Source organism: Paenibacillus sp. FSL R7-0026 (assembly GCF_038004485.1).
GTDB lineage: Bacteria > Bacillota > Bacilli > Paenibacillales > Paenibacillaceae > Paenibacillus > Paenibacillus xylanexedens_A.
In genome coordinates this window covers 1,806,526-1,821,946 of the sequence record NZ_JBBORG010000001.1, presented here as the reverse complement: position 1 = coordinate 1,821,946, position 15,421 = coordinate 1,806,526, and the positions used below count along the sequence as shown (strand labels likewise).

Below are 15,421 nucleotides of genomic sequence, written 5' to 3'. Positions count from 1 at the left end.
AAACGTGCAGCATCAGATGCCACACGTTCACAATATTATAGAGTGCGATTACTCAGCGAGGGCACCAGTTTTCACCCACGTAGCCGTAAATTCCTGTTCTTCATACGCATAAAATTGTTGCAAAATAACCTCTCGATCATCGAGAAACAATTGATCCGCTATGGCAGAGACCAGTTTCGGTACTGCACTCTTCGTTCCCGATATTGCCGATGCCGACAGACCACAGCTGGCAAGTGCAGAGTAGTTGAATACAAACAGTCCGTGCAACGGTCTCTCACCCTGTTCACTCCTGCTTGTCATTGCAAACCCGGAACTCAGGTATGGATGTGCGTCCAGCAACGCATTGCGAAGCTCTGGCGGAGCCTGGTAACAGTCCTCCCAGCGTGCGATGTATGGCTCTACAAGCTTCAGTTCAGGGCGGAGTGCCGGATCACTAAGCAGACCTGTGCTAATAATTAGAAAATCAAACGTAAACGCTCCCTTTGCCGTGTGCACAATCGCACCTTGGTCCGTCGCTTCTACACTCAGCCAAGGCGAATTCAAATGCAGTTCGAATCCAGGCCAGGCTGCCGCACGATTAAACGTATCATTGGTTGGGGGTTGATTGAATTTGAAGAAATGAGAGATCACTTCATATTTATCAGCAACCGGAAGAGCGTGGTATCGCTCAATCATACCGGATTGTTCCATCTGACGAATGGGATTAATACTTGGCAGTTGTTCCCGCCGTACAAATACATGAGCTTCCGCCACACCGGTGGCAAGAGCATAACTGGCATTATCGAATGCAGAAGCGCCGCCGCCAAGTACAGCAACCTTTTTACCTTTTAATTGATCAAAATCAATCGCTTCCGACGTATGGGCATACCGATCCCGAGGTAATCTATCCGCAATCATGGATGGCACATGCCACTCTCCACCACCTTGTATTCCCGTAGCAAACACTACTTTGCGAGCAAGTATAACATCCATCTGAGATCCAGCCTTGTTCACATGAAGTCGATGTATTCCGTTCTCCATAGGCTCAACCAGCGTCAATTCTACCTCATTAAGCACAGGCAGATTCAATACTTTCCGATACCAGCGTAAATAATTCATCCAGTCCCCACGCGGGATCTTATCTACCTCTTCCCAACCTTCGGGCCCAACCTGTGCTTCCCACCATGAGCGAAAGGTTAACGAGGGGATCCCCAGATCAATGGAGGTCAGATGCTTGGGTGTGCGCAAAGTTACCATACGCGCATAAGTCTCCCAAGGTCCTTCAAGCCCCGATGCATTCTCGTCAATGACAACAATATTGGAGATCCGTTCACGAAGAAGTCCAAATGCCGCCCCTAAACCACTCTGGCCTCCACCCACAATAACGACATCATAGACATGACCATCCGCATGTTCTCTTGGACGTACCCAGTTCGCGCCACCAAATGATAAATAATCCAGATCATTCTTCACACGTTCATTCAAAGCTTCCAGGCTCATGATTCATCAACCCTTTCGAGATACATATATGAACTAGTCTTTCTTTGATTATTTGATGTAAGTTTGTTGTCAGTTATATTGAGGAGAATTGTGCTTTTTCTTTGTATTTCTGAAATATATTAGCGTTATTATATGAGTTATCGGGGATGAATTGAAGTTCGCGGTAGGTTTATTGTCATCAATACTAAAAATATCTAACATGCTTGTTAATTCGCACGAAACCCTAACTGGATTATTGATACAGTTCCTGCTGAACGGATGATTTGCAGAAAATAAAAAAAGACAGACCAAGATGTAACCTTGGTCTGTCTTCAAAAAGGGAATGCTATTGGCCGGTTTGTTCACGGCGCTGCAATTTTTCATTAGTTAATTTCTCAGGGGTCACATCATGACCCAGTGGGTCCACAACGGATACTGCCAGCATGGTAGTCAGCACCTGACCTCGAATAGCCTGCAAATATTGTTTTCTAAGCTCCTGCTGCTCGCTTTTTTCTGCTTTTGTCAAACCGACGCTGCTGCGTTGTTTTCGACTTAATTCGTTAATGCGTCCCAAAATAGGAATCATGAAATCCACCTCACTTGTTAGTCCACTTTCCAAAAGATATTTCGAATATCTTCAAACTAACTTATTACAACTTTACGAATTTGTCCATAGGCGCAATCCGTTGAGAGGTGTTTAGGTGATCTCATGCACAGACCACACAATGCCATTTGTAGCACCACTGCCCAGGTTCAATGTAATCGTCAACCCGTTTGCAGCATAGAACAGTCCAATCACATCTCCCGCATTCAATGCCACTTCTACCGCCAAAGTCACTGAACCACTTCCCAGCACTGCCCGCAGTGTGAGTAGCGTAATCGCGACATTTAGGACGGGCAACAAACCACTGACAAGTGTCGTTACCGTAGGGGATGTTCTCTGGACAAGAAAAGCAGGGTTCACTCCAGCACCCAGTGATAAGGCGATCGCTGCGGTCGTTGCATAATTGATCGTGGCCACAATGGAGTATCTTCCGGTTACCGGGACGGTATAGTTTCCTGTGGTTGCATTGAAGTTGGCATTACCGTAATAAGGGGCCGTGGTCGTCCAGTTAGTTAACTGAGTGCTGGTTGCTGTCGAAAGTGTAGCCAGGAATGCCGAGAACCCTTGTGTTGCAAAATTGGGGCCGGTTGGTCCAGTGGCTCCTGTTAAGCCCGTGGCCCCGGTTGCACCTGTTGTTCCTGTGATTCCTGTCGCTCCCGTAGCTCCTGTTGCACTCGTTACACCGGTTGCCCCCGTAATTCCGTTAGCCCCAGTTGGTCCAGTCGGGCCGGTTGGTCCTGTGATGCCTGTAACCCCAGTGACCCCAGTTGCACCTGTAGAACCAGTAACTCCCGTAATGCCTGCTGTTCCGGTTATTCCTGTAACTCCTGTAGCTCCCGTTATTCCTGTTTCTCCTGTTGCTCCGGTCGCTCCTGTTACACCCGTTGTACCTGTAGTTCCTGTAGCACCGGTCACACCCGTGATACCCGTAATTCCTGTTGTGCCGGTGGCTCCTGATACACCTGTGAGCCCTGTAGCCCCAGCTGCTCCGGTCGCGCCAGTAATACCCGTGGTTCCTGCTGTTCCAGTCGCGCCGGTTGGTCCCGTTACACCTGTCGGGCCGGTAACGCCTGTTACACCCGTCTCTCCTGTAATACCCGTGGTTCCTGTTGCTCCAGTCGTACCTGTGATCCCAGTGGCTCCAGTCGTACCTGTTGTACCCGTAACACCAGTTACGCCAGTTGTGCCGGTTATGCCAGTGGCACCAGTCGCGCCGGTTACGCCAGTAACTCCCGTAGTTCCCGTTGCTCCAGTAGCCCCGGTGGGTCCCGTCACACCAGTCGGACCTGTGACCCCTGTTACACCCGTCTCTCCAGTGGCACCAGTTGTGCCGGTGGCACCTGTAATTCCAGTAGCTCCAGTCACACCCGTAATGCCTGTTATCCCGGTCGTGCCGGTTATTCCTGTTTCACCAGTAATACCCGTTGGACCGGTTGCCCCTGTAGCACCAGTCGTACCTGTGACTCCGGTTATGCCAGTCGCACCAGTGGCTCCGGTTGGTCCTGTCGTGCCGGTAACGCCTGTTGCACCCGTCTCTCCTGTAATGCCAGTGGTTCCTGTTGCTCCGGTAGCCCCGGTGGGCCCCGTCACACCAGTCGTACCTGTGACCCCTGTTAGACCCGTCTCTCCTGTGGCACCAGTTGCTCCCGTCGTTCCAGTAAATCCTGTATTACCTGTAACCCCAGTAAGTCCAGTTACTCCCGTCTCACCAGTTTGGCCAGTTGTGCCGGTTATTCCTGTTTCACCAGTAATACCCGTTGGACCGGTTGGCCCTGTAGCACCAGTCGTACCTGTAACTCCGGTTATGCCAGTCGAACCAGTGGCACCGGTTGGTCCCGTTACACCTGTCGTACCGGTAGCGCCTGTTACACCCGTCTCTCCTGTAATGCCCGTGGTTCCTGTTGCTCCAGTGGCCCCGGTGGGCCCCGTCACACCAGTCGTACCTGTGACCCCTGTTAGACCAGTCTCTCCTGTGGCACCAGTTGCTCCCGTCGTTCCAGTAGCCCCGGTGGGTCCCGTCACACCAGTCGTACCTGTGACCCCTGTTAGACCCGTTTCTCCAGTTTGGCCAGTTGTGCCGGTGGCACCTGTAATTCCGGTAGCTCCAGTCACACCCGTAATGCCAGTCACGCCGGTCGTGCCGGTTATTCCTGTTTCGCCAGTAATACCCGTTGGACCGGTTGGTCCTGTTGTACCCGTAACACCAGTTACGCCAGTTGTGCCAGTTATGCCAGTGGCACCAGTCGCGCCGGTTAAACCAGTAACTCCCGTAGTTCCCGTTACTCCAGTAGCCCCGGTGGGCCCCGTCACACCAGTCGTACCTGTGACCCCTGTTAGACCCGTCTCACCAGTTTGGCCAGTTGTGCCAGTGGCACCTGTAATTCCAGTAGCTCCAGTCACACCCGTAATGCCAGTTACGCCGGTCGTGCCGGTTGTTCCTGTTTCACCAGTAATACCCGTTGGACCGGTTGCCCCTGTAGCACCAGTCGTACCTGTAACTCCGGTTATGCCAGTCGCACCAGTGGCTCCGGTTGGTCCTGTTGTACCCGTAACACCAGTTACGCCAGTTGTGCCAGTTATGCCAGTGGCACCAGTCGCGCCGGTTACACCAGTAACTCCCGTAGTTCCCGTTGCTCCAGTAGCCCCGGTGGGGCCCGTCACACCAGTCGTACCTGTGACCCCTGTTAGACCCGTCTCTCCAGTTTGGCCAGTTATGCCGGTGGCTCCTGTAATTCCAGTAGCTCCAGTCACACCCGTAATGCCAGTTACGCCGGTCGTGCCGGTCGTTCCGGTCGTGCCGGTCGTTCCGGTCGTGCCGGTTGTTCCTGTTTCACCAGTAATACCCGTTGGACCGGTTGCCCCTGTAGCACCAGTCGTACCTGTGACTCCGGTTATGCCAGTCGCACCAGTGGCTCCGTTTGGTCCTGTCGTGCCGGTAACGCCTGTTGCACCCGTCTCTCCAGTCGAGCCGGTTACGCCAGTAACTCCCGTAGATCCGGTCGCACCAGTTGGTCCTGCAGTGCCGGTTATTCCAGTGGCACCGGTTGGTCCCGTTACACCTGTCGTACCGGTAGCGCCTGTTACACCCGTCTCTCCTGTAATGCCCGTGGTTCCTGTTGCTCCAGTAGCCCCGGTGGGTCCCGTCACACCAGTCGTACCTGTGACTCCGGTTATGCCAGTCGCACCATTGGCTCCGGTTGGTCCTGTTGGTCCTGTCGTGCCGGTAACACCTGTTACCCCCGTATCTCCTGTAATGCCCGTGGCTCCAGTTAATCCCGTAACACCAGTTGGACCAGTAATTCCTGTTAGACCTGTTTCCCCTGTGATGCCAGTTGTGCCCGTTACACCAGTAGCTCCCGTAGTACCCGTACTTCCCGTTGCTCCAGTCGTACCCGTTTCCCCTGTGACCCCAGTATTCCCTGTTAGTCCTGTAGTGCCTGTCGGACCGGTTATACCAGTAACTCCAGTCGTACCTGTTAGTCCTGTCTCTCCTGTTGGACCAGTCGAACCAGTTAAGCCCGTTACACCTGTGGCCCCGGATAGACCCGTTACCCCGGTGACACCAGTCAGTCCAGTAGCTCCGGTCACGCCTGTGATACCCGTGGTTCCAGTAATTCCAGTTTCTCCAGTTGCACCGTTCAGTCCCGTCACACCGGTCGGACCTGTGACCCCGGTTAACCCCGTCTCTCCTGTAGGGCCAGTCGAACCGGTAGGGCCCGTTACACCTGTGGCCCCAGTTATACCCGTTTCCCCGGTGACACCAGTGACTCCTGTTAGACCCGACTCTCCAGTGACACCAGTTGTTCCGGTTACTCCCGTGGCACCTGTTGGGCCCGTTACACCAGCTGTACCCGTGGTTCCGGTAATACCAGTTAGTCCAGTCGCACCCGTAGCACCTGTAATACCAGTTGCACCTGTACCTCCTGTTAAACCCGTCTCTCCAGTAACACCTGTTGCTCCGGTTACTCCCGTTACTCCCGTAATACCAGTTGTTCCCGTTACACCAGTCGTACCTGTGACCCCGGTTGGACCTGTATCTCCAGTAGCTGCGGTTGCTCCAGTAGGACCAGTAACTCCAGTTATTCCTGTTTCACCTGTTGGACCCGTAAATCCGGTGACACCAGTGACTCCTGTTAGCCCAGTTGCACCAGTTGTTCCGGTTGCGCCGGTTACTCCCGTGGCACCTGTACTTCCTGTTTCTCCAGTCGCACCAGTAGGACCTGTAATACCAATTGCACCAGTTGTGCCCGTCGGTCCTGTTTCACCAGTTGGGCCAGTCGAACCTGTAATTCCCGTTTCTCCAGTTGCACCGGTCGGTCCCGTCACACCAGTCGTACCTGTGACCCCTGTTGGACCTGTAGCTCCAGTTACACCAGTTGCTCCGGTTACCCCCGTAATACCAGTTGTTCCCGTTACGCCAGTTAAACCAGTCGTGCCTGTTGGTCCTGTTTCACCAGTTGGGCCAATCGAACCGGTAGGGCCCGTTACACCTGTGTTTCCTGTTAGACCGGTCTCCCCAGTAACACCAGGGGCCCCGGTCGCTCCCGTCAGTCCTGTGAACCCTGTTTCTCCAGTAACACCTGTCGTTCCGGTTACGCCAGTCACTCCCGAGATACCTGTAATTCCGGTTGCTCCTGTCGCCCCAGTCGATCCCGTAGGTCCCGTCACGCCTGTGAATCCTGTTAGACCCGTTTCCCCAGTGACACCAGTCAGTCCGGTAGCTCCGGTCACGCCTGTGATACCCGTGGTTCCAGTAATGCCAGTTGTACCTGTAATTCCAGTTTCTCCAGTTGCACCGTTCAGTCCCGTCACACCAGTCGGACCTGTGACCCCGGTTAACCCCGTCTCTCCTGTAGGGCCAGTCGAACCGGTAGGGCCCGTTACACCTGTGGCCCCAGTTATACCCGTTTCCCCGGTGACACCAGTGACTCCTGTTAGACCGGTCTCCCCAGTAACACCAGTGGCCCCGGTCGTTCCCGCAATCCCTGTAGCTCCGGTACCTCCTGTGACACCCGTGGTTCCGGTAATACCAGTTAGTCCAGCCGCACCTGTAATTCCCGTTGCCCCAGTTGCACCGGTCGGTCCCGTCACACCAGTCGTACCTGTGACCCCTGTTGAACCTGTATCTCCAGTAGTTCCGATTGAGCCGGTTGCTCCAGTAGGGCCTGTAACTCCAGTGATTCCTGTTTCACCTGTTGGACCCGTAAATCCGGTGTCACCCGTTGGTCCTGTATTTCCCGTCAGGCCTGTAGCTCCGGTCTCTCCAGTGACGCCTGTTGCTCCGGTCACACCAATTGTACCCGTAACGCCAGTTAAGCCAGTTGTGCCGGTTGGCCCTGTTTCGCCGGTGACCCCGGTTATGCCAGTAGCTCCGGTATTACCAGTTGAACCAGTAACCCCGGTGAGTCCTGTCACGCCAGTTACACCAGCAATTCCTGTTGTGCCACTAACTCCGGTTGCACCTGTAACACCAGTTGTTCCTGTCGCACCCGTACTTCCAGTAGCTCCAGTTATACCTGTTAGTCCTGTCTCTCCTGTTGGGCCAGTTACACCAGCTGTACCCGTGTTTCCGGTAATACCAGTTGGTCCAGTCGCACCCGTAGGACCTGTAATACCAGTTGCACCTGTACCTCCTGTTAGACCCGTCTCCCCAGTGACACCAGTCAGTCCGGTCGCTCCGGTAATTCCTGTTGTGCCACTAACTCCGGTTGCACCTGAAATCCCCGTTTCTCCCGTTGCGCCAGTTGATCCCGTCACACCTGTCGTTCCTGTGACCCCTGTTTGACCTGTATCTCCAGTAGTTCCAGTTGCTCCAGTAATTCCTGTGGCTCCTGTTACACCAGTATTGCCGGTTATACCTGTAACTCCCGTAGTACCGGTCGTACCTGTTATGCCAGTAACGCCGGTTGTACCTGTACTTCCCGTTGCCCCTATCGCCCCAGTAGGTCCTGTAGCACCTGTAGCTCCGTTGGTACCCGTTTCTCCTGTATCCCCAGTGGGTCCTGACACACCAGTCGTACCTGTGACTCCGGTTGTGCCAGTGGCACCAGTTGCTCCGATCGCACCTGTGCTACCTGTAAATCCAGTAATACCTGTTGCACCGGTCACTCCAGTCGTTCCTGTTGTGCCCGCAATTCCAGTAACGCCAGTTAATCCGGTTGTGCCTGTTGGTCCTGTTTCACCAGTGACACCACTTATACCAGTGGCCCCAGTGAGTCCTGTCACACCAGTCGTACCTGTGATACCGGTAGTGCCAATAGCACCAGTTGCTCCAGTAATTCCCGTGAGGCCTGTAATTCCAGTAGAACCGGTTACACCCGTGGTACCCGTAACGCCAGTTAATCCGGTCGTACCTGTAACTCCTGTCAGCCCCGCCTCACCAGTACTTCCTGTCGCTCCGGTGAATCCTGTCAAACCAGTCGTGCCGGTCGCACCTGTACTACCCGTAAATCCAGTAATCCCTGAAGCACCAGTATTTCCAGTAACGCCAGTGATGCCTGTCGTGCCTGTTTCGCCGGTTGCTCCCGTCACACCCGTTAATCCAGTTGCCCCCGTAGTACCTGTTGTTCCAGAAGTACCAGTGCTTCCTGTAACTCCAGTCTCACCCGTAATACCTGTTAGACCCGTCTCTCCAGTGACGCCAGTCGCTCCGGTCGCACCAGTTAGTCCAGTCGTACCTGCTGTACCCGTAACGCCAGTTAAGCCAGTCGTGCCAGTGACACCAGTTGGACCTGTGACTCCTGTTAGCCCCGTCTCACCAGTACTTCCAGTAGATCCGGTTACACCCGTAACACCAGTAACTCCCGTAGACCCGATCCCCCCAGTGGCACCAGTTGCGCCGATCGCACCTGTTATCCCTGTCGTGCCGGTTATGCCAGTATTTCCAGTTGGACCCGTACTTCCCGTTGTTCCTATTGCTCCAGTAAATCCTGTAGCGCCTGTAACTCCGGTGATACCTGTCTCACCGGTTGGGCCGGTCGCGCCCGTAGTACCTGTCGTTCCAGTTACGCCACTGACGCCTGTGGTTCCAGTAATACCAGTTGCTCCGGACGGGCCTGTGATTCCAATTTCGCCAGTACTTCCCGTTAATCCAGTCGCACCTGTAATACCTATTAGACCCATCGCTCCGGTTGGTCCAGTCGCTCCAGTCACTCCCGTGAATCCTGTTTCACCAGTAGATCCCGTTAGTCCCATCACACCCATCCCAGTTGGACCAGTTGCTCCAGTGAACCCGGTAGCCCCAGCTAATCCTGCAACTCCAGTTGGACCTGTAAAGCCGGTTATACCGGTATCTCCTGTAGCACCGGTCACGCCTGTAACACCAAATCCGGTAATTCCAGTTGCGCCGGTTGTTCCTGTGACTCCAGTTGATCCAGTGCCAGTCGCACCTGTCACTCCTGTGCTTCCTGTAGATCCAGTTGCTCCCTCCTCACCCGTTGGACCGGTCGGACCTGTAAATCCTGTAGTTCCAGTCACACCTGTGGTGCCCGTCAGTCCGGTAGCTCCTGTTGCTCCTGTGACTCCAGTTATTCCGGTACTTCCCGTGGTTCCAGTTACTCCGGTCCGTCCTGTTAAAATGGTTGCTCCCCATATGCTGGGATACCCAGGGTCTCCGGTTAACCCAGTAGCACCTGTTGCTCCTGTGAATCCTCTCATTCCTTGATAACCCCGTGGGCCGCGAAGGAAAGGAATCCTGTGACTTTTCTTTTTTTTGCATTTACGTCTGCTTTTCTTACAAGACTTACTCTTCTTCTTTGGGATAGAGTGCTTTTTTGATTTTTTTGCTTTCCGTTTACCTGTACTGATTGAGGAAATTTTGCGTTTCCTTTTGGATATACCGCTCACAAGAGAATCCCCCCTCCTTGTACACCACGTCAAATCCCCGCATTTTACAATAGTACACTCTATGCCCTGGACTAGCTTTGTGCGCCCCCTGTTCAATATACCTATAAAACCTTCACGGTTAGTGATCAATCAATTACTTTTCTCCGAAAAATATATTCCCCTCTACTCCCCCTGCAACTCCAACTCCTTAATCGTCAACGCAATTCCTTCTTCAAAAGATGTTGCCACAATCGGGCCAATCCGTTCCTCATACTTCTGTCTACTCAAGATCAGGGGTTCCTCGGTCAGATATAACATTTCTACAATTTCTTTCATAACGGGTACACCTAGTCCAATCACCGACAATCCCACTTTTCCTAATGCCATCACAGGTTTTCTTCTCCCCGCAGCCTTCTGTGCCATACGCACAATCTCATGACCCGAGATGATCCCCGATCCAGGAATGTTCCAGTTCTGTCCATACGTCGTATCTCTGCTTGCCAGCTCCACTACCATGACCGCAGCATCCGGCAAATAAATATACTCTCTCGGCACCTTCATATTCCCGATAAAAAAAGCCATCTTTCCTTTTGCTATCGCTTCAAGTGTTGAACCCAGATAAGAAGCCTGATTAGCCGATGGGCCATAATAATCTGGCAAACGAACGATCATCACCTGAGCTCTGCTCCATCTCGTGCTGAATAACATCTGTTCATAGGCAACTCGTGTCTTGCCTTTGCGGGTATGTGGCTGCTTCGGATGTTCTTCCGTTACCTCGTTCATTTGTCTTCTGCCATAGGGATAGATTCCATCTATTACAATCACGTTCAGCCCCAAGTGTTCTGCCGCCGCCATCACGGATTCGCCAAGCGGAATAAGCCTACTCCCCATCTCGTTATACGGGACGTTCGCACAATGAAACATGACATCCGCTTCCTGGGAAGCAACGATAATATCATCCGACCGAAATGCATCTCCCACTGCGATTTGCAGGTGATCTGGAGATCCCAACTTTACCGCAAGTTGCTCCAGTTTTTGACGGGAACGCCCAAATGCAATCGTAGAAATTCCTCGTTTAATCAATTCCTCCGTAATCGCTGCACCTGTTCCACCTGTCGCTCCAATAACAATAGCTCTATTCATCGTAGATCGACCTCTTTCATCCATTTAGTTATTGATCAATTACTTACCTGAAAACAATATAAACCAGAATTAGTGATTGATCAATAACTAAAATATAAAAAGGGACTTTACCTCCCTCTCTATCGTTCCTTCAGCTCCGGCATATCCAGTGCATTAGATACATTACACAACATCCCGATTGCCAGAAAAATCATGGTTCTTTTTAACGGTTCACCAATTCCTGCAACGGTGAAAGCTTCCAGTACCATGCTTCGTACATCACTAATGCCTTTTTGCATGGCCTGACGAATGGCTTCCTCCCGGATCGTTTGCGCCTGCATCTGAAGCAAGATTTCACTCTTGTGCGATTCCAGAATCTTATCATAGGCTTCAATGAGATCATTCTCTAACTGATCTGGTGTCGCCGTCTCCACCACAATTCGAAACGAATCAATCACCCGTGTCCATGAGACCTCAATTGCAGTTAATAATAAAGCTTCTTTTGTTTTGAAAAAACGAAATATATACGGCTGTGAGATCTGTGCCCGTTCAGCCACCTGGGCTGTAGTCGCACGATAATAGCCAATTTCCGCGAAGACGTCAATTGCTGCAGAGATAATATCATTTCGCCGGTTAACCGACGCTGCTTTATCCTTTGCCATGATAATCCGCCCTCCAATAGTTAGTAATTAATTGATCAATAGCTTGAAGTATAACGAATACTATCCCTCAATGCAAAGGTATCGTGAACTTGTACAAAGCCAACAAACCCGCAGACGCTGGCTCAAGCCGCTGCAGGTTGTGTAGCTTGTCAATCATAGATTCTATCCACTGGAAACCGAAGAGAACATGGATTGTCTGAAACAGATTCGCACCATGCGGTACAAGAGTGTCCGTTCACTGCTGGAGAAGTTTGCGCAATCGGGATTCCGAATCCAGCTTCGGACAACTATTACAATACCCATGTGTATGACTTCCGTTTCCAACCTGATAAGCCAAACAACAATATCGGCGTATCAGGAACGGAGGTCCCTGCCACCCGGAATGTTCGAAGCGCTGTAGCTCATTGGCAAATGTACATGCATTATCGTTTTGCCGATCCAGCCAGAGGCTTTGATCTGCTTGAATCTTTGCAAGCCGTTCATCTGTCTTCCATATGCTCTGATCATTGATTATACGTGCATATAGTTGTTGAACATTATGCGCAACCAGAGACCACATGACCTTATCGCTCGCTCCTGTAGCGACGGCCACTGCTCGCAGGACAGGTTCCAGATGTAACAGCATTCTCTTCTTGAGCAAGCCACTCTCTGACCTGCGCTGAACAGGATCTCCACCCTCCAGAAAGGTTCTCTCCAGCAGAGTCTCATATCGCATGCCACCTGCACCATTCAATTCAAACCGCACATCATCGTCTGCAATGCTAAGTATAGTATCGTATAGACTGAATGCTGAAATTACGGACATCACGAATACGGAGTAACGTTTGGCAAAAAGTGTACCGACGGCCGCACTTCCTCTTCCGCCCAATTGAAGCCCTTGCTGCATAGCCTGTTCACGCAATATCAAGTTTCGTTTCTCTTCATTCAGCAGATCCTTCACACGGAAAGGATACTTGGAATCATCGCAGTCCACTTGGATCGTCGTCACAAAAAATTGCTGTAACACTTCCGACATCTCTGAATAATCATGTCTTGGATAATGTCTCATCTATTGAATCATCTCTTCAACTTCGTTGATAATCTCGCTTCGCCCAATTGCTCCCCAGCCCTTAAACAACCAGAACGAATCTGTCGTATAGACCTGGTCTGCACCAACAGCCGGTACTGCCTTCCAGAGTGAGCTTGCGTTGATGTTGTTTACATACTCATCGGCATTCGGGTCAATCTCCAGAACTACGAAATCAGCATCCACATCTGCAATTTTCTCCATGGACAGGTCCTCACGTTGTTCGGCAGGTGTTAAAGTCGTTGGCACAAATCCAAGATCATGATACAAAAGTGTGTTGGTTGGATGTCCTTTTGCCGCGTATATTTGCAAGGTCTTCTCTCTTACACGCAGATAAGCCAACTTTTTTTGATCCAGTTTTTCGATCTTCGCTTTTAATTGCTTCGCCTGCTGCTCTACCTCGGCTATCTTTTCTTTTGCCAGATCCACTTTGTTGTACATCCCGGCAATGGTCAACAGATCCTGTGTCCAATATGTTGTATCATCAACATAATCCAGCCATTCAGTACCAAGTACAATCGTCGGAGCGATTTTCTCCAACTGATCATACGTACTCTCCGCAGTTCGACTCTCAATAACGATGACATCCGGATCAATCTGAAGGATAGCCTCCAGGTTAGGACTGTCTGCGGACCCTACCGTTGGAATGCCGGCAAGCTGATCTGCAAAGTAAGGCAAATAATCTCCTCCGTAACGAACTTCTACATTAACGCCTGCTGGTTTCTCACCAATCGTCAACATGTGATCGATGTAAGCAGCAGATAATACCACCATACGCTCTATTTTTTGCGGTACAACCGCTGTTCCTTTAAGATGCTCAATCTTTTGTGTACCACTCTCTTCCACAGGTGTATCCTGTTGCGGAGGCGTTGCTTCTGTTACTTCTGATGCCTTGCTACATGCCGTCAGAACGAGCACAAGCAGGGCCAACAGTATCATCGTTGTTGCTCTCTGTCTTACCATTTGTAGTAAATCCCCTCTACTATTTAATAATAATAATCATTATCACTATAGTAGGGAAAAGCATACAGGCTTACCATGGATTATTCCACTCTCTTCTCTTGCACAATATCACCGTAAGGTAACCCCAAGTTGCTCTGCCACATATCGCATGGCCCACATGCGTCCGGTGGGACCCAGCGTTTTGAAGAAAATATCTCCTGCATTATATACATGGCCTACTTGAACAGCCTTTAATGCCAACCATGCACTGGATTGCTGCAATTGCCTCAGTTGAGCACGTGCCTCTTCTGTGGGATCGACCATTACAAACACATGATCCGCGTCGTATAACTGCAAATCGCAAACTTTGCTCTCTACAGCCCACTGTTGTTCCGGAAAATCACGAGGCAAATAAAATCCCAGATCATCATACAACAGGGCCCCTGTCTGGTTATTCAATCCATACATTCGGTAGAAATGAGAAGTCACCCGGATGAACATGGCACTCTGTTTCCCCCACCTCGATTGAATGCGCCCTCGAAGAACCCGGCTCAGTTCAGCATGTTGTTCTATCCACTGTACAGCCTGTTCGGTGCGGCCCATAATGTCCGCCATGTACAGAAGCCTCTCGCCAAAATGGTTGGTGTACTCCAGCGTGGTGGTAGGCGCGATACGATGCAGGGAGTCATTTGGCTCCAAACGATCACTTGTAATGATCAGGTCCGGTTGGACTCGCCTCAAATCATCATAGTTCTGATTGAAGCTATCTAGAATAAGTCCCTGATGACTGTGTGCTTGAAGCGCAGGTATGGCAACATGACGAGCTACCCTCTGACCATAGGATAAAGCGGATACTGGCCTCAAACCGAGCGTTATCACATAATCGTCCAACCCGTAATATAAGGTGGCAATGCGATTCACTTTATTTTTCATATATAATGTTGGGGCGATTCCTTCGTTCTTCTTGAAGACTCTGCTGAAATAGTGCTCGTCCTTATAACCCACTTGCTCCGCAATTTCCTTGATTTTATCTGAAGAAAATAACAGCTGCTTGGCCTTTGCCATACGTAGTTTCAGGATATATTCAATCGGGGTCATATTTAATTGTCGTTTGAATGTTCTTATAAAATGATTCACACTAAGCCCTGCCATGCGGGCCATCTGATCAATTCGAATGTCTTCCATATACTGATGCGTCATATAATCAAGTGCCAAATCCATCCCCGCTACAGGGGGTGTTGCTTCATTCACGTGCATCATTAACTTAATCAACAACTGATGCAAAAGATGTTTCATACGCGTCTTTTCCAGACTCGTAAACGAGTGTTTTCCACTCATCAGGGTATCCATCATCTCCTGAATATCACGTGTATTGGAAGGAACATTAAGTTTGCCCGTCACAGGGAGATCCAATGCCTCGGTATCCCAAGCATTCTTACGCCGGGTAAGTATAACACAGGAAAATAAAATGATCTGATATCGGACAGGTGCTTCCATATCCGTCTGAAACTCCACATGCATTCCTGGCTTCAACAAAAACCACTCGTCTTGAGATATCGTATGTACAATGTTATCCATAGACAAAGATCCCTTGCCAGCGATGACCCTGCAAATGGCGAACCTTTTCCAGATCCGATGATGAACAGCCCCCGGATTGCTAGAGTAATGGCAGACGTGGACAGCAGAGAAATGTAGTCGCTCCAGTTGTTTGATCCAATCATTTTCCTCCATGCTCACGTTCCC

The 15,421-nt window shown here is 50.9% G+C and carries 8 protein-coding genes; all 8 read right to left on the bottom strand.

What is annotated here, in order from left to right; all coding sequences use genetic code 11:
- Window positions 1-48: 48 nt before the first annotated feature.
- Complete coding sequence (locus MKY44_RS08390; RefSeq protein WP_341006751.1) at window positions 49-1,479, bottom strand: NAD(P)-binding domain-containing protein; 1,431 nt, start codon at window positions 1,477-1,479, stop codon at window positions 49-51.
- Window positions 1,480-1,804: 325 nt separating this feature from the next.
- On the bottom strand, window positions 1,805-2,044 hold the full coding sequence (locus tag MKY44_RS08385) for a DUF896 domain-containing protein (protein WP_338593434.1): 240 nt from the start codon (window positions 2,042-2,044) through the stop codon (window positions 1,805-1,807).
- Between the two features lie 111 nt (window positions 2,045-2,155).
- Window positions 2,156-9,718 (bottom strand): beta strand repeat-containing protein, encoded by a 7,563-nt coding sequence (locus MKY44_RS08380; RefSeq protein ID WP_341006750.1) that lies wholly within the window; start codon window positions 9,716-9,718, stop codon window positions 2,156-2,158.
- A gap of 351 nt (window positions 9,719-10,069) precedes the next feature.
- A complete protein-coding gene (locus tag MKY44_RS08375; protein ID WP_341006749.1) occupies window positions 10,070-11,029 on the bottom strand; it encodes an NAD-dependent epimerase/dehydratase family protein in 960 nt (319 codons plus the stop codon).
- Window positions 11,030-11,148: 119 nt separating this feature from the next.
- The gene (locus MKY44_RS08370) at window positions 11,149-11,670 is read right to left on the bottom strand and encodes a TetR/AcrR family transcriptional regulator (RefSeq protein ID WP_341006748.1); all 522 of its coding nucleotides are present in this window, start codon (window positions 11,668-11,670) and stop codon (window positions 11,149-11,151) included.
- Window positions 11,671-11,905: 235 nt separating this feature from the next.
- The gene (locus MKY44_RS08365) at window positions 11,906-12,718 is read right to left on the bottom strand and encodes a hypothetical protein (RefSeq protein WP_341006747.1); all 813 of its coding nucleotides are present in this window, start codon (window positions 12,716-12,718) and stop codon (window positions 11,906-11,908) included.
- Window positions 12,719-13,699 (bottom strand): ABC transporter substrate-binding protein, encoded by a 981-nt coding sequence (locus MKY44_RS08360; protein WP_341006746.1) that lies wholly within the window; start codon window positions 13,697-13,699, stop codon window positions 12,719-12,721.
- 108 nt (window positions 13,700-13,807) lie between these two features.
- Window positions 13,808-15,409, bottom strand: coding sequence for a helix-turn-helix domain-containing protein (locus tag MKY44_RS08355; RefSeq protein ID WP_341006745.1), 1,602 nt, complete (start codon window positions 15,407-15,409; stop codon window positions 13,808-13,810).
- Window positions 15,410-15,421 lie beyond the last annotated feature (12 nt).